This is a genomic window from Bifidobacterium aesculapii, assembly GCF_001417815.1.
Lineage (GTDB): Bacteria > Actinomycetota > Actinomycetes > Actinomycetales > Bifidobacteriaceae > Bifidobacterium > Bifidobacterium aesculapii.
Genome location: NZ_BCFK01000064.1, coordinates 26,553 through 46,571 on the forward strand (window position 1 = coordinate 26,553; position 20,019 = coordinate 46,571).

Here is a 20,019-nt window from a genome sequence, read left to right on the forward strand (position 1 = left end):
CGGTGTGTCGCACACGCGGGAACCCAGCATAGCAGTGACCGGCGGACGAATCCGCGGCCGCCGGTCACTGCTATGCTGGGGGATGACGGGGAAGCCCCGTCCGGTCACTTGCCGGTGGTCACGGAGATGGGCTTGCCGTCCGCGCCGATCGACGGCAGCTGGCCTTCGACGCCCACCTGGTCGTCGGTGAGGCCGAGCGCGGTGACGAGACCCTCGTTCGAGGTCATGCCGGCCGTGGTCAGCTGGTTCATATCCCAGTATTCGCCGTTGATGCGCACCGTCGGGGTGGTCATCTGGCCCTTGTAGCTGCCGGAGACGTTGAACAGTTCGGAACGCTTCGGGTTGTACGTGTTGATGGCGTCGAGCCAATCCGTGTACTTGTCGACGGAAGCGGCCTTGGCGACCTTCTCGGAGACGCCGGCCTTCGTGGCCTGCTGGCGCATCTGGTCGTCGGAGGTCTTCACGCCGGAGTTCTCGGCCGGCTGGAAGTCGTCGGCGTACATGTTCTGGATGAAGCCGAGGATGTGCGAGGCGGACTTGTCCTGCTCGGCGATGGTGAGCAGCAGGTTCGCGGCGCGCGTCGAATACTCGTCGGGGCTCCACGTGTCGCCGAACGACATCGGATGCAGGTCGAGGTTGATCTGGCCCGCCTCGACGAGCTTGGTGAGCGTCTCGCCGGAGGCGCGCTCGAAGTTGCCGCAGCCGGAGCACATGAAGTCCATGTACACCTCGACGGTCGGCACGTCGTCGATCTTCTCGCCCACGCCCTGCTGCGAGACGATGACGCCGCCCTTCTCGTCGGCGACGCTCGGCTTGGTCTTCACTTCCTGCAGTTTCGTGTACGCCTGATCGACGGTCAGGTTCGCGCCGGAGTTCTGCGCGGCGACGTGCGAACGCCAGATCGCGATACCGGCGACGGCCACCAGCGCGACGACGATGACGGTGACGATGACGCCGATGATGGTCTGCTGCCGGCGTTCCTTCGCCGCCTGTTCGGCGCGGGCCTTCGCCGCGGCCTCCTCGGCTTCGCGACGGGCGGCGCGGGTCTTGCGCGGCTTGGTGTTGTTGACTTTCGAGGGCATACGAAACGATCCTTTCCCAACCACTGGATGCCCGATCGAAGCCCGTGGGGCGGTCCTGCCGGCCCTGCGGCTCGATGGTTCGACGGTCTGAAGGTCAGTCTAGCCCACGAATCGACATATATGCCGGGAGCCGATTGAATTCCGGGTGAACTGAGCGCCGTCCCTCCTCCGCGCGATTTTGGTGCGCAAAACCGCCCCCAAGCGCACCAAAATCGCGCGGATCAGCGGCGGAAGGCGCCGGCGCCGAGACGGAGCATGCCGCCGTTCGGCCACATCGTGGTGAGAATCCACGCAATCGCCGCCACAAGCGCCAACGCCAGTCCGGTGGGGGAGAATGGCCCGTAGGTGAGCCACGGCAGTTCATACGGCCACATGCCGTTCGGCATGGGGGTCATCGTCCACGGCAACTGCGCGGCGACGGTCGTGCCGACCATGCCGGCGAGGTCGATGAGCGCGAACTGCACGGACCTGCCGAGCGCGGCGAGCAGCCCTTTGACGAGATGCCACGGCAGTTGGACGACGCGCAGCGCGGCGTCGGACCCCTTGCGCATGCCGCCGCGTCTGCTCTCGCGTTCGATCTGTGATTCCGCGCTGTAGCCGACGGTGAACAGCAGCCACATGAGCACGGCCGCCGCGGCGAGACCGATCAGCGGCTGAAGCACGGCGGCGACGGCGGGGATGACGGCCAACGCGCACAGGACGGACACGCCCTGGTTCAGGTAGCGTGCCCGGCGTGCGTCGGACGTGTTGCGGTGCTGCGGTGTGCCGGCGGGCGCAATCGGAGGATTGCCTGGATACGGCTGATCCGCATACGGTGGTTGGGGCTGCGGCGGTAACGCGAATTGGGGCGGCGTCGGCTCCGGGACCGGCTGCGGTTGCTGCGCGGCACCCGGCGTGAGTGCCTCCGGCAACGCGGGCGGCGCCGGAGGCTGCATGCTCTGTGGCATCACCGCGGTCGCCTCCGGTTGCAGGAAATCAGGCACGGTGCCCTGCTGTTTCGGCGTGACGACCGGAATGTCGCGCGACGAGGTCGGCACGTAGGCGGGCGGCATCGAGGCGGCGGTGCGGTTCGAGGCGTCCGCCACGCGCTGCAGCGGCGATTGCGCCCGGCTGGTCGCCGTGCGAGGCATGGGGCGCGTGCCGGTGGGCGACGTGTTCGAACGTGCCGGATTCACCGCCGAAGACGGGATCAACGGCGGGATCGAGGCGTCGTCGGGGCCGAGCATGTCACTGGGCAGCGTGACCGTGCACTGGTCCGGCGTCAGCGCCTGCGTGGCGTCGGCGCCGTCATCGCCGCTCCACGTGGCGCGCGCCGAACTGTTCGCCGGCGCGGGCGAGCTCGCACCCGGCATCACCGACGTGGCCGGGAGCGCCGACGTGGCGCCAGTGGCGGGCGCGCTCGCGCCGAGCACCGCGGTCGCGGCGTTGGGGCCTCCCTCAAAAGGGTGCATCACCTCGGTCGCGCCGGCGGCATCCGCGCCGAATCCATCATCCCAATTCATCGGATTCAGCGCGTCCAACGCGATCGCATGCAGCAGCTGGTCGGGCGTGCAGCGTTTGCGCGGATCCGGGTCGAGCGCGCTGCGGAACGCGGTCAACGTGTGCGCGGGAAGCCCCGCGAGATTCGCGTTGCCGCTCGCCTCGCGCTCCAGCACGGCCATCAGCGGTTTCGTGCCGAACACCGGCTCGCCGGTCGCGGCGAACGCGAGCACGGAGGCCGTCGACCACCAGTCCGTCGCCTCGCTCGAATCGGCGCCGTCGATGATCTCCGGGGCGATGAAGCCCGGCGTGCCCATCACCAGGCCGGTGCGCGTCACGTGGCTTTCGCCCTCGCCCATCGCGATGCCGAAATCGACGAGCACCGGGCCGGACGCGGAGACCATCACGTTCGTCGGTTTGATGTCGCGGTGCACGATGCCCGCCGCATGCACCGCGCGCACCGCCTCGATCAGCTTGCGTGCGAGACGCTCCAGATCGTCGCCCACATACCGGCCGTTCGCGGCGACGTCGTCCTTGAGATTGCGTCCCTCGATGAGCTCGGTGACGATGAACGCGAGGGCGTCGTCGAGCTCCATGTCGACGATGCCGCACACGCCCGGATGATTCACCTTGCGCAACGCGAGGGCCTCGCGGCGCAGACGCTCGCGAGGCGTGACGTTCTCCTTGAGATTCGGGTCTTGCGCGGGCCGGCGGGAGTCGGGTGCTCCCGCGGCGGCGGACGCATCGTCGGCGAGCGAATCGCGCAGGATCTTCATCGCGTATACCTGACCGCCGTCGTCGCGCACGCGCCATACCGAACCCATCGCGCCGGAGCCGAGACGCGAGATGAGCGTATAGCCGCCCACCACTTCGCCCGGTTCCAGATTCAACGCCGTCAGATCACTCATACCGCCTATCCTATCCGCGATCGCGGCGACCGGAACCGTTGTGCCGGTTTCGTTCCCGACGGCATGTCGCGCGTAGTCGCGCGCGGGCGCGGGGCTGCCTGACCGGACCTGTGGCCATGCAGAATCATGCAGAATATGCGCGCGAAACGACAGAATGGGGTGTGCGGGCCGCAGGGCGCGCGCGAATCTGCGAACCTGAGGTCATCGGCTTCGAAGGAGTGCCTGACGACGCGACCCAATGGAGAGCGGGCAGACATCCCCTTCGAGAACGATCCGGTGCAAGGGCAGTACGGGATCGTGTGACGGATCCGATAACGGTATCGGATGCGGTCGCCGCGATAAGGAAAAGAATCAAGGAGGAGAACGATGCTGAGCATCAATTGGAGCGACGTGTGGAACGTCATCGCGTCCGTCGCGCCGCAGCTGATCGCCATCGCCGTCGTGTTCGTACTGGCGTTGGCGCTGACCATCGGCGTGAACAAGAAGACCGTCAAGCACATCGGCACCCGCAAACTCATTCATTCCGAGTCCTGGCTGGTGTTCCTCGTGGCGACCGTCGTGGCGGTGTCCATGATGGTGTTCGGCCCGCTGGCTTCGCTGCTCAACAGCGCCACCGCCACCAAGTACGAGCTGTCTTCGACCACCATCTCCAACGCCAACAAACTCGCCAAGGAGATTCAGGCCGAAGCCATCACCATGCTCAAGAACGAGAACGACAACCTGCCGCTCGCCTCGAAGAAGGTCAACGTGTTCGGTTGGGGTTCCACCAACCCGGTCTACGGCGGCACCGGCTCCGGCTCCATGAACCAGAACTACAAGACGACGTCGCTGCTCGACGGTCTCAAGGAAGCCGGCATCGAAGCCAACTCCGACCTGAGCAAGCTGTACACCGACTACCGTGCCGATCGCCCGGTCGTGGCCATGGCCGAGCAGGATTGGACCCTGCCGGAAGTGCCGGCCGCGCAGTACTCCGACAAGCTGATTTCCGATGCGAAGTCGTTCTCAGACGAGGCCGTGGTCGTCATCACGCGCGTCGGCGGCGAGGGCGCCGACCTGCCGATGGACATGACCGCCAAGGGCATCACCTACACCGACAACTCCAAGGACTACAAGGACTTCGAAAAGGGCCAGAGCTTCCTGGAGCTGAGCCAGACCGAGAAGGACATGATCGATCTGGTCACCAAGAACTTCGACAAGGTGACCGTGGTCTACAACGGTGCGAACGCCTTCGAGCTGGGCTTCGTGGACCAGTACCCGCAGATCAAGTCCGTGCTGTGGTGCCCGCCGGCCGGCCAGACCGGTTTCTCCGCGCTCGGCGATGTGCTCGCCGGTGAGACCAACCCGTCCGGCAAGACCTCCGACACCTTCCTCAGGGACCTCACCAAGAACCCGTCCTACAACAACTTCGGCGACTTCAAGTACGACAACATGTCCGAATTCGGCACCGAGAACTTCGAGGAAGGCAAGACCTCCCCGGCGTTCGTGAACTACGTCGAAGGCATCTACGTGGGCTACAAGTACTGGGAGACCGCGGCCGACGAGGGCGCCATCAACTACGACGACTACGTGCAGTACCCGTTCGGCTATGGTCTGTCGTACACCACGTTCGAGCAGAAGATGGGCGACGTGACGTACTCGGATGGCAAGGTGTCGTTCGATGTGACTGTCACGAACACGGGCGACAAGGCCGGCAAGGACGTCGTCGAGGCGTACTACAACCCGCCGTACACCAATGGCGGCATCGAGAAGGCGTCGACGAACCTCGTGGCGTTCGAGAAGACGAAGGAGCTCAAGCCGGGCGAGTCCGAGACGGTGAAGATCTCGTTCGATGACGACGACATGGCCTCCTACGATTCCAAGAGCGCGAAGGCATATGTGCTGGAGCAGGGTGATTACGAGGTGTCCATCCAGTCCGACTCCCACACCACGATCGACGAGAAGACCGTCAACGTGCCGAAGACCATCACCTACGATTCGGACTCGAACACGCATAATGGCGACAAGACCGTGGCCACCAACGTGTTCGATGACGCCGCCGGCGACGAACTGGGCGTGACCTACCTGAGCCGCGCCGACCACTTCGCGAACTACAAGGAAGCCACCGCCGCCCCGACCAACTACACGCTGCCGGACGACCTCAAGGCCGAGTTCCGCAACAACTCCAACTACAAGGCGTCCGAAACCAACAAGGATTCCGACGAGATGCCGACCACCGGCGCCAAGAACGGCGTGCGTCTGGCGCAGCTGACCGGCAAGGACTATGACGATCCGCTGTGGGACCAGCTGCTCGACCAGTTGACCTTCGACGAGATGGACAACCTCATCGCCTTCGGCGGCTACGGCACCCAGGCGGTGAACTCCATCGGCAAGATCGCCCTGACCGACGTCGATGGCCCGGCCTCCCTGAACAACAACTTCACCGGTGTCGGCTCGATCGGCTTCCCGTCGTCCACCTCCGTGGCCTGCACGTGGAACAAGGATCTCGCCAAGCAGTTCGGCGACGGCATCGGCGACATGGCCCACGACATGCACGTGGCCGGCTGGTACGCTCCCGCGATGAACATCCACCGCAACGCCTTCGCCGGCCGCAACTTCGAGTACTTCTCGGAGGATGCCCTGCTCTCCGGCGTGATGGCCTCCCAGCAGATCGCCGGCGCCCAGGCCAAGGGCGTGTACGCCTTCATGAAGCACTACGCCCTGAACGATCAGGAAACGAACCGCATGAGCGAGCTCAACACCTGGGCCAACGAGCAGTCGATCCGTGAGATCTACCTGAAGCCGTTCGAGATGTCAGTGAAGGAAGGCGGCTCGGGCGCCGTGATGAGCTCCTTCAACTACATCGGCATCGAATGGGCCGGCTCCCACACCGGACTGCTCAACACCGTCCTGCGCGACGAGTGGGGCTTCCGCGGCATGGTCCTGACCGACTACTTCGGCGGCTACGGCTACCAGAACGCCGATCGCGCCATCCGCGGCGGCAACGACGTGATGTTGGCCACCACCGACGTGACCAACCACGTGACCGACAAGTCCGCCACTTCGGTCAAGGCGATGCGTACCGCCTCGCACAACATCCTCTACACCGCGGCCAACAGCTGGCTGTACGAGGATGGCGAGCCCGAGGTCGCCACCCCGATCTGGAAGACCATCACCTACGTGGTCTGGGGTGTGACCGCCGTCCTCGTGATCGGTCTTGAGTTCCTGGCCATCAAGCGCTTCCTCAAGCGCCGCAAGGCCGTGACCGCCGCCCCGGTGGTCGAGGCCGAGTAGCACTGGATCTCACAATTCCTGGCGGCGGAAAATACGGAGATCATTCCTATGCTCCGTATTTTCCGCCGCTTGTGCTGTTTCAGAGGCGGTTTGTACGGAGCAGTGGGTTCATCTCCGTACAATCCGCCCCTCAGCCGTTCCCAGCGGCGGATATTACGGAGCAGTGGCCTTATCTCCGTGTTTTCCGCCGCCAGGTGACGCTGGTTTCCGTTGAGCATTGCCGATTGTCCTCCGGACATTGATCATCGTTGGCATAGGGTCGCCGCGCGGCGGAAACGATAGGTCATGTGCGCGGCGCGAACCGCAGTGTTGCGCTCATTACCTTTGACTTCTCAACATTGTTGAGAAGCTGCCACCCAAACTTCTCAAAATTCCTGAGAAGTTACATTTTGGGTCTTGTACGGCGGTTCTGGTCGTTGCCATTTGTACGCAGCGTCCGCAATCGCATGGCGGACTGTTGAACCGTTCTGTAGTGTGTCCATAATTGCAGTACGAGGTGGCTGCTGAAGGCGGTCGACGGGAAAGACCGTGGCCGCAGGCTGCCAGCCCCTCCGGCTCACCCCTCCAGCGCCCACTTCCACGCCGGTATGACGCGTAAGGTCCCGGCTCCGGTGCTGATGCTCTCCTCATCGTGCAATGTCAGAATCACGCCCGAGTCAAGCCCTGTTCGCTGCATGACCGCGGTCAGTGACCCGATTTCCCGCTTGCGGGTCTTATCCGCCGTCATCTGCGCCGTCACCTGATACAGCGCGTACGGTTCGGCCGCCAACGCGTCCCCGACGAGGAAATCGACCTTCTCCTGCCTTGCGCCGGGCATGGTGTATGACGTCACCGCTTCCGTGCGTCGCCCGGCCGTGCGTCGTCGCAGTTCGCAGAACACGGCTGTTTCCAGTCGTTTGCCGAGATCCTGCTGGTTCGCGCGGGACACGGCATAGGCCATGCCCTGATCGACCGCATACACTTTTGGCACGCCGGTGCTGTTCGGCTTGAGCGAGGTGGTGTATTCGGGCAGTTCGTGGATCAGATACGCCTGCCTGAACAGTTCCAGCAGTGTGTTGACCTTATCCCAGTACACTTTCCAGCCGTTGGCTTTCAGTGCCGCGACCAGCGAGTTCACGGACAGTTCGCACGCGGTGTTGCGCAGCAGGTAGAGCGCGGTTTGCGTCGCCATCGCGATGTTCTCGCGCCCGAACCGTTCCGCGACGTCGCGTGCGACCACGTCACGCATGTAGCCTTGCAGCATTTCGATGCGGTCGGGGGCGTCAAGCCGTTGTACTCCGGGGAACCCGCCGGTGACCAGATACCGTTCGTATGCGCCTTCGAAATCGGTGGTCTCCTGTGGCGAAAACACGGGAGCATCGGACGCGCCGGCCGGATCCGGTACGGCGAGACCGTGGAACTCGCAGTATTCACGGAACGACAACGGCGCCATCTCGTGCGGATGCGAACGGCCGCGGAAGCTCGTGGCGATTTCGTCGCTGGATAGTTTCGACGACGATCCGGTGATGACGAGCGTCACACGCTCATGCTCAGCGATGCGCTGGCAGAATCCCTGCCAGTTCGTGCATTCCTGCACTTCGTCAAGGAACAGGTAGGCGCCGTCGCGTCGGGCTTCGGGATACTGCCGCCAGTATTCGTTGACGATGTCGTCCAACACGGTGTCCGGCATCGGCTGGAGGCGATCGTCGGCGAAGTTGAAGTAGAGGATGCGGTCGCGTGGCACGCCCGCGTCGAGCAGGTCGCGGATCATCTGGAACAGGTAGAACGTCTTGCCGCAACGGCGGATGCCGGTGATGATGTGCACGATGTTGAACGCGGCGGGCTCGCCCAGCCTGCGGATGACCTCATCCCGTCGCAGCGGCCGGGGGAAGTCGAAGCTCATGGCCTCCCGTACCAGCATGGCGTACGATTCGCGTGGATTGTCGGGAACCATCGGGTGCCTCCCGTCATCGATGGTCAGCGGGTTTCTACATCACCCAATAATACAACTTCTCAAGAATTTTGAGAAGTTGCCACCCAAACTTCTCAAAATTCCTGAGAAGTAACGATTTCTGCGCGAGGCCGGCGCTCGGCCGTGTCGGCGACGCCATTCATGCGGGCGAAGCGACAGGTTATGTGCGGGGGTGAACACGTCAGCCACGAACCTGCTTGAATCGAAGACAACAGCGAACCGTGCAACGGCGTACAGGAGATAGTGATATGGAACTCGAAGAGCTCTCGGTGACCGAGAAGGCGGCGATGCTTTCCGGCGGATCCGAATGGGATTCACGCGGCAACGACCGCGCCGCCATACCCAGTTTCGTGATGAGCGACGGCCCCCACGGCGTGCGTCGCCAGCTCGGCGAAGGCGACCACCTCGGCCTCGGCGCCTCGAAGCCCGCCACCTGCTTCCCGACGGCCGGCACGGTCGCCGGCTCGTGGGACCCGGCCCTCGCCGAGGAGATGGGCGAGGCCCTCGGCCGCGAAGCGCACGACCTCGACGTGAACGTGCTGCTCGGCCCCGGCCTCAACATCAAACGCAATCCGCTGTGCGGCCGCAACTTTGAGTATTATTCCGAAGATCCGATCGTCGCCGGGCGCATGGCCGCCGGCCTCATCCGCGGCATCCAGTCGAACGGCGTCTCCGCCTGCCCGAAGCATTTCGCCGTCAACAGCCAGGAGCTGCGCCGCCAGGCCTCCAACTCCGTCATCGACGAACGCACGATGCGCGAGATCTACCTGACCGGTTTCGAGATCGCCGTGCGCGAGGCCGCGCCGATGACCATCATGACCTCCTACAACGAGATCAACGGCGTGTACGCGCACGAGAACAAGCATCTTCTGCAGGACATCCTGCGCGACGAGTGGGGTTTCGACGGCATGGTCGTCTCCGATTGGGGAGGCTCCAACTCCGCCGTCGCAGCCGTCAAGGCGGGCGGCTCGCTCGAAATGCCGAGCCCCGGCCTCACCTCCGTGCGCGAGCTCGAGGGTGCGGTCGCCGCCGGCACGCTCTCCGAGGCGGACCTCGACGCCCGCGCACGCGAAGTCGCGAAGATCGCGCGCGCCACGCGTTTCGACGGCGTCGGCCGCGACGACCTACTCAAGGACGACATCGCCGCCGCGCACCATGAGGTCGCGCGTCGCGTCGCCGAAGGATCGATGGTCCTGCTCAAGAACACGTCCGCCGCCGCCCCCGTAGCCGAAACAGCCGCCCCCGTCCTCCCGCTCAAGCCGGGCACGCGCGTCGCCGTCATCGGCGACATGGCGAAAACGCCGCGCTTCCAAGGCTCCGGCTCGTCGAAGGTGAACGCCACGCGCGAAGAGAACATCCTCGACGCGTTCAAGGCGCAGGAATCCGCCGCAACCGTCTCCGGCACGGACTCACCGTCCGTCACCGTCACCGGCTACGCGGCCGGCTACGACCGTCAGGGCGCCGCGAGGCCGGACCTCGTGCGTGAGGCCGTCGCGCTCGTCTCCCGCGACGACGTGGATGTCGCCGTCGCCGTCGTCGGCCTCGACGAACGCAGCGAATCCGAAGGCCTCGACCGTTCCACGATGGCGATCCCGCAGGTGCAGAACGATCTGGTCACCGCGCTCGCCGCCACCGGCAAGCCGGTTGTCGTCGTGCTCGTCGCCGGATCCCCGGTCGAACTGCCGTGGCATGACAGCGTCGCCGCGATACTGTACGTCGGCCTGTCCGGCCAGGCGGGCGCGTCCGCGACCGTGCGCGCGCTCACCGGCCGCGTCAATCCGTCCGGCCATCTCGCGGAAACGTGGCCGCTGCGCTACGACGACTGCCCGTCCGCCGGCTGGTATCCGGCCGTCGGCCGCGACGCGATCTACCGCGAGGGCCCGTTCGTCGGCTACCGCTATTACGAGACCGCGGGCGTGCCGGTCCGCTTCCCGTTCGGCTACGGACTGTCCTACTCCGCGTTCACGTACGCGGGTCTCACCGCCGACGAGACCGGCGTCACCGTGACCGTCACGAACGACTCCGACGTGCCCGGTGCGACCGTCGTCCAGCTGTACGTGAGCGGCCCGTCGCGCACGCAGCAAAGCGACGGCGACGCGCGCGGCGTGCTGCGCCCCGCGCGCGAGCTCAAGGGATTCGCGAAGGTCACGCTCGCCGCGCACGAGACGCGCGACGTGCGCATCGATTTCGACCGCTACACGTTCCGCCATTTCGACGCGGCCGCGCACGGCGGCGCCGGCGCGTGGCGCGTCGAATCGGGCGTGTGGACGCTGCACGTCGGCACGGACGCCGAAACGTTGCCGCTGAGCGTTCCGTTCGCCGTCGCCGGCGACGTGGACGCGGCTCCCGCCGACCCGTCGCTCGGCGCGTACCTCACCGGCGACGTCAAGCACGTGACCGACGCCGAAATGACCGCGCTGTTCGGGCATGAGGTGATCGCGCCCGGCAAGCCCGCCGTGTTCGGCGTCAACGATCCGATCTCCTCGTGGTCGGGGTCGCGCGGATTCGTCGCGCGCACCGTCGCGAACACGTTGAGGAAACGCGAGGCGGACGTGCGTGAGAAGACGGGCGCCCCCGACCTCAACACGCTGTTCATCCTCAACATGCCGCCGCGCGCGATGAGCAAGATGACGCAGGGCATGGTCGATTCCGCGATGGTCGACGCGATCGTGAAGATCGGCAACGGGCGCACGTTCCGTGGCCTCGGATCGCTGATCTCCGCCTACTTCCGCAACCAATCCGCCAACAAGCGCACCGCAAAGGAGCTGAACCATGACTGACACCGCGAACACCGAGGCCGTGAACACCGAGGCCGTGAACACCGTGCCGGGCGGCGCCGACGGCAAGGCCGATGCCGCCGCGAGCGGCAAGGGCTCCGCCGTGCCGACGGCCGCCGAGCTGGCCGCGATGGGACCTGTCCGCCGTTGGATCGCCACGCATCCGACGATCTGGGAGTTCATCCTGTTCAACGTGCTGTCGAACATCTCCACGATCGCCCGATTCGTGTTCACGTGGATCGGCACCGCCGTGTTCGTCGGCGCTTTGGGCCTCATCGCGCCGTTCCACTTCCTGATCTTCAACTACCCGGAGTCCGGCAACGGCTTGGGCGGCTTCCTTACGTTCCTCGTGGCCGAGGTCATGGCGCAGGTCGTCAACTTCTTCGTGCAGATGAAGTGGGTGTTCAAGTCCGATTCCAGCTTCGCCGACGCCGCATGGAAGTACGCGATCCTCGCCGTGGTGATCGTCGTCGTCAACCTCGTGCTGCCCGGCTACGTGACCGCGCTGTGCCAGGGCTGGGGCATGAACGCCGGTCTGGCCGGCACGATCGCCTCCGTGGTGAACACGCTGCTCGCCGTGGTCGTCAGCTACCCGATCCTCAAGTTCTGGATCATGCCCAAAACCAAGTAGGCCTACGGAATCAGCACGGTCAGGGTGAACCAGTGGTCCTCGGCCGTGATCGACACATCGCCGCCGTACTGCGCGGCGATGTGTCGAATCGATTTCACGCCGAACCCGTGACCCGTCGCATTGCGCTTCGTGGTGCGCAGATTGCCCGCCGCATCCTTCTTCAGCACGGCGTCGTAGTAGTTCTCCACGCGAATCACCGTGAACGCCCCCTGCCGGTAGAGCGCGAGCCGGATAAGCCGCTGCTGCGGGTCGTCGAGCCGCGACGTCGCCTCGATCGCATTGTCCAACGCGTTGCCGAACAGCGTCGCGATGTCCATCGAGGTCATGCGCGTCTTCGCAAGCAGCGCACCGTCCGCCACCGCAGTGAACGTGATGCCGCGTTCGTGGCACGTGCGCGTCTTCGTCGTCAGAATCACGTCGAGCACCGGATTGCCGGAATGCTGCTGCGCGCTGTAGTCCGCCACCGAACGTTCCAACTGCTCGAATCCCGCCGCCGCATGCTGCGGATCGACCTCCGCGCGCAACGCGGCGATCTGATGTTTGAGGTCATGCGCGAGCCGCCCGATCGACTCGAGATTCTGCTTCGAGGCGAGATACTCCTGATGCTGGCTCTCCAACTGCGCGTTGATCGAGGCGAGCTCCATGTTCGCCGCGAGCCGCCGCGCCTGCTCCTGTTGCGCGTACAGGATCACGAACCCGCAGAAATCGACCAGCGTACGGATGTAGAACACCTCCTGGCCGATCTTGCCCGAGAACGGCGTGTTCGTCGAAACGAAGCTCAGATTGCTCATAGCGAATGTCACGATAGTGATCGCCACCGTGCCCACCGCAAGCTGCGCGGTAACGGCTGTCGGCGCATCCGACGAGAAATTGCCGCGTTCCGCAAGCCACGCCGCGGCGAAGCACAACGCGTACGTGGCGATGAGCGCCAGCGTCGAGAACGGTTGCCGATGCGGCAGTCCCATGCCGTACTCCAGAAACATCGTCAGCTGCCAGTGCAGCGACGCGACGAGCTCGGCGAGCACGAACGCGCGCGCCGCAAGATACAGCCCCTCGCGCTTGCCCGTGCCCGCGCCCAGCCAGATCACCGCCCACATGCAGCCGAACGCGAGCAGCATGCCGACTATCCAGAACCACAACGGCATCGCGCCCGACAGATACTGCACGGCGGTGATCGCCACGAGACCCGCCGTGGCCGCCATCGCCGTACGCTGCCACGTCACGCGACGGTACACGACCATGATGTACGTCATGCACGCGAGCCACTCGCAGATAGCGGTGAACAGGCGGGGGATGTCCGGCATCGCATTCGTGATCGACGTATCCAGAAAACCGCTCATCAGGCGCCGCCCGCCAGCCCGGCGTACTGCGCCAACGCGCCCATGAACGCCTTCTTGCGCGGCCGGCTCACGCGCAGCCGCTCGCCGTTCGACATCACGCAGTCCTGGTCCTCCATGCCGGTCACATGCCGCAGATTCACCAGATAACAGGAGTTCGAGCGGAAGAAATCATGCTCCGCAAGCCGTTCCTCGAACGATTTGAGCGTGCCCGTCACCGACAGTTTGCCGCTCAGCGTGTGGATGATGATCGTGTGGCGGATCGACTCGACATACAGCACGTCGGCGAGCTCCAGACGTTGAGGCGAACCGCCCGCGTCGATGAGGATGGACTTGTCGCCGCGCCGCCTCACCATGTCGATCGAGCGTTTCATCTCCTGCTTGAACGCGAACCACGGCAGCGGTTTGAGCAGATACGAGAGCGCACCCACCTCGTAGCCTTTGATCGCATATTGCGGTGCCGCGGTGATGAACACGATGACCACTGAGTCGTCGCGCTCGCGGATGCGCCGTGCCGCCTCCATGCCGTCCATGCCGGCCATTTCGATGTCCAGCAGGAGGATGTCGTACACCGGCATGTACTTCTCGACGATCTTCGCGCCGTCGTCGAACACGGAGACGGTGAACCGCACGCCGCCGCCGGGGCCGCCCGCACCTGGGTTCTCGCTTTCGCTCTCGCTTTGATACCGATTGAGATAGTCCAGCACCTTCTGGCATGCGGAGGCGTCGTCCTCGACCACCCCGACCCGGATGTCACGCATGTGAACCTCCCTTGCGCATCATTCGCATCCCTACGGTTCGATTGTATCCGTGGGGGTGAGGGGCCGCGGCGGAACAGTGCTTAAGGAGCCGTATGTGCAAAATGACGCAGTTCAAAATGGCGTTTTGTGCAAAATGACGCAGTTCGGGGGAGTGTGATCGGTTGTGGGCGAGTGTTGCTGGCGAGTGTTGCGGGCGAGACTGGAAACGGATTGGCGTCATATGGTGAGTTCGGGGTCACGCTGGGGTCACGCCGTGACTCCGGTACCGTGCGGCGAGTCCGGCGTCTCATTTCCGGATTGCGGCTGCCGGGCGGTGGTGTTATGCATCCGGAGCCCGGGCCCGTACAATGGGTGTGGGATGGACGCGCCGGCAACGCGCAACGGCGCGGGCGATGGCAAGGGGGACTGAAGCATGGGACTGTTTTCACGTGATGGGCGGGACCGCAACCACGACGGCTACGTTTCTCCGTTCGACGCCGATGAGACGCAAGCGTATGTCGATCCCTCGCGGTCGCTGGATCAGGAAAGCCCGACGCAGGAACGTGCGCGGCAATCCGCACCGGACCCCTCGATGCGCGTCAATCGGCCGCAGTCCGGTCAAACGCGTTCCGGCCGAACCGCGCAGACCAAGCAACCGGCGGACACATCGCAGTCGCAATCACAATCGCAGTACGGGCAGCACACCGAACGACGCCGCAACCCCGCCGCGGCCACAGCGCTCCTGTTGGCGATCGTGGGTGTGGCGTACCCCGCAATCGCGCCCGTCGGGTCGGTCGACCCGCGTTGGATTCCCTCCATCTCCTTCGTTACGGCGCTGTTTGCGCTGCTTGCCATCGTGAGCTATGCGCGCAATCGCAGGAACGGCGGCCTGGTCCGTGCGATCATCGCGCTGCTGTGCGCGGGCGGACTGATGAGCGGGACGATCGAAACCGGGCACGTGTCGGTCGTCGTCCACAACCCGCTCGACGGCACGAGCATCTCCGCTTCTAGCCTTCCCGGCAGTAGCGCGCCCGACGTGAAGACGCTCGATAGGACGGTGAAGGTCGAGACGCAACCGGTTGTCTGATTCGGCTGACCGGCTGGGGTGCCGGTCCGTTCGGTATGGTCCTTGATCCTTGGCGGCGGCGATGCTTCCACGGTTTTCGATGTGCGGATCGTCCGTGCGGCTGCCTGATGTCACCGTTCGTTCGCCTGAGGGCGTTACGCTGGTGCGCATGGAACAAGAGCCGTTGGTCAGCATCGTCATTCCCGTGTACAAGGTCGGGAGGTTCCTCGACGCCTGCGTGGAAAGCGTGGTGGCGCAGACGTACCGGAACCTCGAGATCCTGCTCGTCGACGACGGCTCGCCGGACGAATGCCCGACCATGTGCGACGCGTGGGCGGCGCGCGACCCGCGCGTGAGCGTCATCCACAAGACGAACGGCGGACTGTCCGACGCGCGCAACGCCGGCATCGCGCACGCCACCGGCGACTACATCTATTTCGCCGATTCGGACGACACCGTCGCGCCGAACCTCGTGGAGGACTGCCTCAAGGCGATGCGCGAGTACGACGCCGACCTCGTGATGTTCAAGTTCGACACGATCTCCGAATCCGGCAGGACGCTGCTGTCCGACTACCGGCACAACGATTTCGACCAGGTGCAGGTGCTCGAACCGGTCGAAGCCGTCAAAATGCAGGTCAAGGCGGAGATCGACGGCTACTTCTGGTCGTTCTTCGCACCCGCGTCCACGTATCAGGGCACCGGGTTCTCGTTCCCCGTGGGGCGCAAGATCGAGGATCTGTCGCGTATCTGCAATGTGATCGGCGAGGCCACGCGTGTGGTGCGCATTCCGGAAGTGCTGTACCACTACCGGATGCGCGAGGGGTCGATCACGGCGTCGCTCGATCCGAAACTCATGCGCGACTGGATGCGCGCCGCCGACGACCGTGAGGAGTACATCGACGCGCGGTTCCCCGAACTGAAACGGTTCATGAAGCTGCAGCAGCTCTCCTTCTTCGCGAATCTTGATTACGAGACGATGCGGCAGTCGCTGATCGCCGGGCTCAAGATCGACCCCGAGGACGCGGACGCGCTGCGCCGCCGCATCGACGGACTGCGCAGCGATGTGGAACAGGACGGCGAGGAGAGCATCCCGGACGCGTTGCGTGAGCTGCTGGGTCTGCTGCGTCTGACCATGGCGAAGGGTGCGCCGAAGAGGGAGGATGACAAACCCACGTTGTCCGAGTTGTTCCGTGACATGCGTGAGGATTGGCGCCAGCTGCGCATCCAGTGGGCCGATGCAGCGCCCGACGCCTCGGGCGGGCGCCGCGAGCGCGCGTGAGGCGCTTGGTGGTGCAGCGAAACGCCCATGCGAAAGCGTTTTCCTTGCGTGGTTGTGAATGGCGTGTATAGTGAAGCGCAGGTTCGGCGGGAATGGTTCCGCCGGTCCCGAACAAGTAAACGCTGAGGTTTGCGCGTTACCGGGGGCAGCAGCGATGCGGCCGATGGCGACGAACGGATTGAAGCACCGAATACACCAACCGCATAATCCCTTTACAACGGATCGTGAGGCACGTACCTGCCTCTGAAAGGATTGAAACCATGGCTGAAGTCATTTTCGACCACGTCACCCGCATCTACCCGGGCAACGACAAGCCCTCCGTGGACGACCTGAACCTCGATATCAAGGACGGCGAGTTCCTCGTCCTCGTCGGCCCGTCCGGCTGCGGCAAGTCCACGACGCTGCGCATGCTCGCCGGCCTCGAAGAGGTCAACAAGGGCCGCATTCTCATCGGTGATAAGGACGTCACCACCATGCAGCCGAAGGACCGCGACATCGCCATGGTGTTCCAGAACTACGCGCTGTACCCGCACATGACCGTCGCCGACAACATGGGCTTCGCCCTGAAGATCGCCGGCACCCCGAAGGAGGAGATCCGCAAGCGCGTCGAAGAGGCCGCGAAGATCCTCGACCTCACCGAGTACCTCGACCGCAAGCCGAAGGCCCTCTCCGGTGGTCAGCGCCAGCGTGTCGCCATGGGCCGCGCCATCGTGCGTAAGCCGAAGGTGTTCCTCATGGATGAGCCGCTCTCCAACCTCGATGCCAAGCTCCGCGTCCAGACCCGTACCCAGATCGCCGCCCTGCAGCGTCAGCTGGGCGTCACCACCCTGTACGTGACCCACGACCAGACCGAGGCCCTGACGATGGGCGACCGCATCGCCGTCATCAAGCTCGGCATCCTGCAGCAGGTCGGCGCCCCGACCGAGCTGTACGATCGCCCTGCCAACGTCTTCGTCGCCGGCTTCATCGGCTCCCCGTCGATGAACATCAACGTGCACCCGGTCGTCAACGGCAAGGCCCAGATCGGTGAGGACACCGTCGACCTGCCGGCCGAGGCCGTCAACAAGCTCACCCCGGAGGACGGCGGCAAGATCGTCGTCGGCTTCCGCCCGGAGGATGCCTCCCTGGCACCGTCCGACGACCCGAACGCCTTCTCCCTGAAGGTCGTGAACGTCGAGGATCTCGGCTCTGACGGCTACATCTACGGCAACATCATCACCGATGGTTCCGCCGCCGAGGAGGCCCAGGTCATGTCCGACCAGAACAAGCTCACCACGGTTCGCGTGAGCCCGCGTGCGCTGCCGAAGGTCGGTGCGACCGTCAAGATCAAGATCGATCCGGCCAAGATGCACCTGTTCGCCCCGTCCACCGAGCTGCGCCTCAACTGAGCGACCGGTATCAACACTTGGTAAAGCCTTATCGCTTTGCCAACCATTAAACGAGGTTATTTCTCTTCCTCTCTTATAGCCTCGTTGGAAAGCCCCGCATAGCTGCGGGGCTTTTCTTTTGCCCTATGGAAACGCGTGACAAACACCGCGGTATCAAGATGCATATTGAGCAATGCGACGTAGCAGCTTCTCGGCATTCGTGGAGCAGGATTGGTTGTGTGGAGCATCGACGCTCCACACGAAGGGTCGGGTTTTGGCGTGTGGAGCAGTGATGCTCCACACGAGGCTTGTAGGGGATTTGCTGAGGGTTGTGTGGAGCGTTATCGCTCCACACAATGCGCATGGAAGACGAGGAGCGAACGTGTGGAGAGCGGCCTCTCCACACGTGGCGTATATGGGGATTCCGGCACGAGTGTGGAGCATTATCGCTCCACACAGGCCACGAGTACCGGCTTGGAATCGACGTGTGGAGCACTGGCGCTCCACACGTCGATTAATGGTCAGCCTTGTGGCCGGCGTGGGGCTGCCTTCGCTCGCCTACGGAAAGCCCACCGGGCTTTTCGTTTGGCGACTCGCTCAGTGGCTCCGGTAATTAAGGACCGGCCTATGGCCGGACCCAGACCTGCCTTCGCTCGGCTGTCGCCGCGCTCGGGGCTAAGCCCACCGGGCTTCCCGCTTGGCGACTCGCTCAGTGGCTCCAGACGGCGGCATCCGGGTCGAAGTCGGGGTTGTAGCCGTCGTCGTCCGCGTCGTTGTCGTAGTAGGTGGATTCGTCGTCGATGACGCCCGAATCCGCTTCCTCGAGCAGCGTGTCGATGTCCTTCTTGTTGAGCACCTGACCGGGCAGCACGTTCTTGATGAAGCTGGTCACGGCCTCGCTCATCGGCACGTCGTGGCCGGCCTTCTCCGCCAGGAACCACCGGTGGTCGAGCACTTCGTGGAAGAACTGCGCCGGTTCGATCTGCGAGCGGTATTCGCGCGGGATGGAACGCACGGTAGGCTCGAATACCTCGCGCATCCAATCGGTGGCGACGATCTCCAGGTCCTCGCCCTCGCGCCATGTGGAGGCGCGGTAGGCGTCGAGATCGTTGAGCAGTCGGCGTGCCTGGTTCTCCTGCACGTCAAGACCGGTGAGACGCAGCAGCTTGCGGTTCGCGTAACCGGCGTCCACCACGCGCGGCCGCACGAGCACGCGCTTGCCGCCCTCTTCGGTCTTCATTTCCAGCTCGTCCACGTCGAAGCCGAGCTCGTTGAGCTTGTTGACGCGCTTCTCGATCTTCCACATCTCGTCCGGGCCGAACTTGTCCGTGTCGGTGAGCGCGCTCCACAGCGAATGGTAGCGTTCGACCAGCCGGTTGCCGACCTCGATCTCGTCCACGTCGCCGGGCAGCAGCTTGCCGGAGCTCAGATCCATGAGTTCGCCGATGATGTTCGTGCGCGCCAGATCGATGTCGTATTCGCGCTGGCCTTCGGTGAGGTTCACCTGCAGGTCGCCGGTCTCCGCGTCGACGAGGAACGCGGAGAACGCGTCCGCGTCGCGCAGGAACAGCACGTTCGACAGCGACACGTCGCCCCAGTAGAATCCCGCGAGGTGCAGGCGCACGAGCAGCACGGCCAGTGCGTCGATGAGTCGTTCCGCGGTGTCCGGGCGCAGGTTGCGCGCGAACAGTGCGCGGTACGGCAGCGAGAATTTGAGGTGCTTCGTCACGAGGATCGCTTCGAGCGGTTCGCCGTTCGCGTCGTGACGTCCGGTCACGACGGCGATCGGACGCACGGCCGGCAGTTCGAGCTTCTGCAGTCTGCGCAGTATCTCGTATTCGCGTTCGGCCATCTGCCGTGTGATTTCCTTCATCGCGTACACTTCGTCGCCGACGTGTACGAATCGCACGACGTGCCGGGAGATGCCGCGCGGCAGGTTGGCGAGCAGGTCTTCCGGCCATGTGGCGAGCGGCTTGTGCCACGGCAGCGTGAACATCTTCGGGTTTGAGCTGGCTGCGGTGATGTTCAGCGCTTCCGGTTCCGCGGCGCCGGGTTTCTCGTCTTCGGCGAGGACGCTTGTCGCGCGTCCGGCGCGCGGGTCGAGTTGGGACAGGTTCATGGATGCTTGCATC

At 64.5% G+C, this 20,019-nt stretch carries 12 protein-coding genes; 6 read left to right on the plus strand and 6 right to left on the minus strand.

Translation table 11 applies throughout. The annotated features are described in order from the left end of the window. Window positions 1-104: 104 nt before the first annotated feature. Both BFAL_RS08540 and BFAL_RS08545 read right to left on the minus strand, forming a co-directional pair. Window positions 105-1,082, minus strand: coding sequence for a DsbA family protein (locus BFAL_RS08540; RefSeq protein ID WP_055427970.1), 978 nt, complete (start codon window positions 1,080-1,082; stop codon window positions 105-107). A 221-nt stretch (window positions 1,083-1,303) separates the two neighbouring features. Continuing rightward, window positions 1,304-3,478 (minus strand): serine/threonine-protein kinase, encoded by a 2,175-nt coding sequence (locus BFAL_RS08545; RefSeq protein WP_082440486.1) that lies wholly within the window; start codon window positions 3,476-3,478, stop codon window positions 1,304-1,306. 357 nt (window positions 3,479-3,835) lie between these two features. On the opposite strand from BFAL_RS08545, the gene BFAL_RS08550 reads away from it, so the two are divergent. Then, entirely contained in the window at window positions 3,836-6,739 is a 2,904-nt protein-coding gene (locus BFAL_RS08550) for a beta-glucosidase (RefSeq protein ID WP_055427972.1), read from the plus strand. A gap of 556 nt (window positions 6,740-7,295) precedes the next feature. Here BFAL_RS08550 and BFAL_RS08555 read toward each other — a convergent pair. Further along, complete coding sequence (locus tag BFAL_RS08555; RefSeq protein ID WP_236691721.1) at window positions 7,296-8,672, minus strand: ATP-binding protein; 1,377 nt, start codon at window positions 8,670-8,672, stop codon at window positions 7,296-7,298. Between the two features lie 266 nt (window positions 8,673-8,938). Here BFAL_RS08555 and BFAL_RS08560 point away from each other — a divergent pair, with 266 nt between their 5' ends. Continuing rightward, the gene (locus BFAL_RS08560) at window positions 8,939-11,470 is read left to right on the plus strand and encodes a glycoside hydrolase family 3 C-terminal domain-containing protein (RefSeq protein WP_055427973.1); all 2,532 of its coding nucleotides are present in this window, start codon (window positions 8,939-8,941) and stop codon (window positions 11,468-11,470) included. 127 nt (window positions 11,471-11,597) lie between these two features. Then, complete coding sequence (locus BFAL_RS08565; RefSeq protein ID WP_055427990.1) at window positions 11,598-12,098, plus strand: GtrA family protein; 501 nt, start codon at window positions 11,598-11,600, stop codon at window positions 12,096-12,098. Between the two features lie 2 nt (window positions 12,099-12,100). On the opposite strand, the gene BFAL_RS08570 is transcribed toward BFAL_RS08565, so the two are convergent. Next, window positions 12,101-13,438 (minus strand): GHKL domain-containing protein, encoded by a 1,338-nt coding sequence (locus BFAL_RS08570; RefSeq protein WP_055427974.1) that lies wholly within the window; start codon window positions 13,436-13,438, stop codon window positions 12,101-12,103. Beyond that, window positions 13,438-14,196, minus strand: a complete 759-nt coding sequence (locus BFAL_RS08575; protein ID WP_055427975.1) for a LytR/AlgR family response regulator transcription factor — start codon at window positions 14,194-14,196, stop codon at window positions 13,438-13,440. Before BFAL_RS08575 ends, BFAL_RS08570 begins: the two co-directional genes overlap by 1 nt. Before the next feature lie 412 nt (window positions 14,197-14,608). Here BFAL_RS08575 and BFAL_RS08580 point away from each other — a divergent pair, with 412 nt between their 5' ends. From BFAL_RS08580 to BFAL_RS08590, 3 genes are all read left to right on the plus strand, one after another. Continuing rightward, window positions 14,609-15,262: a hypothetical protein gene (locus BFAL_RS08580; RefSeq protein WP_055427976.1), complete on the plus strand. Its 654-nt coding sequence runs from the start codon at window positions 14,609-14,611 to the stop codon at window positions 15,260-15,262. Between the two features lie 148 nt (window positions 15,263-15,410). Next, complete coding sequence (locus BFAL_RS08585; protein ID WP_055427977.1) at window positions 15,411-16,520, plus strand: glycosyltransferase family 2 protein; 1,110 nt, start codon at window positions 15,411-15,413, stop codon at window positions 16,518-16,520. Between the two features lie 260 nt (window positions 16,521-16,780). Continuing rightward, window positions 16,781-17,908 carry an ABC transporter ATP-binding protein gene (locus BFAL_RS08590; RefSeq protein WP_055427978.1) on the plus strand — a complete coding sequence of 376 codons (1,128 nt, stop codon included), beginning with the start codon at window positions 16,781-16,783 and terminating at the stop codon, window positions 17,906-17,908. A gap of 688 nt (window positions 17,909-18,596) precedes the next feature. Here the strand turns inward: BFAL_RS08590 and BFAL_RS08595 are convergent. Beyond that, complete coding sequence (locus BFAL_RS08595; RefSeq protein ID WP_370696072.1) at window positions 18,597-20,006, minus strand: DUF4032 domain-containing protein; 1,410 nt, start codon at window positions 20,004-20,006, stop codon at window positions 18,597-18,599. Window positions 20,007-20,019: the final 13 nt, after the last annotated feature.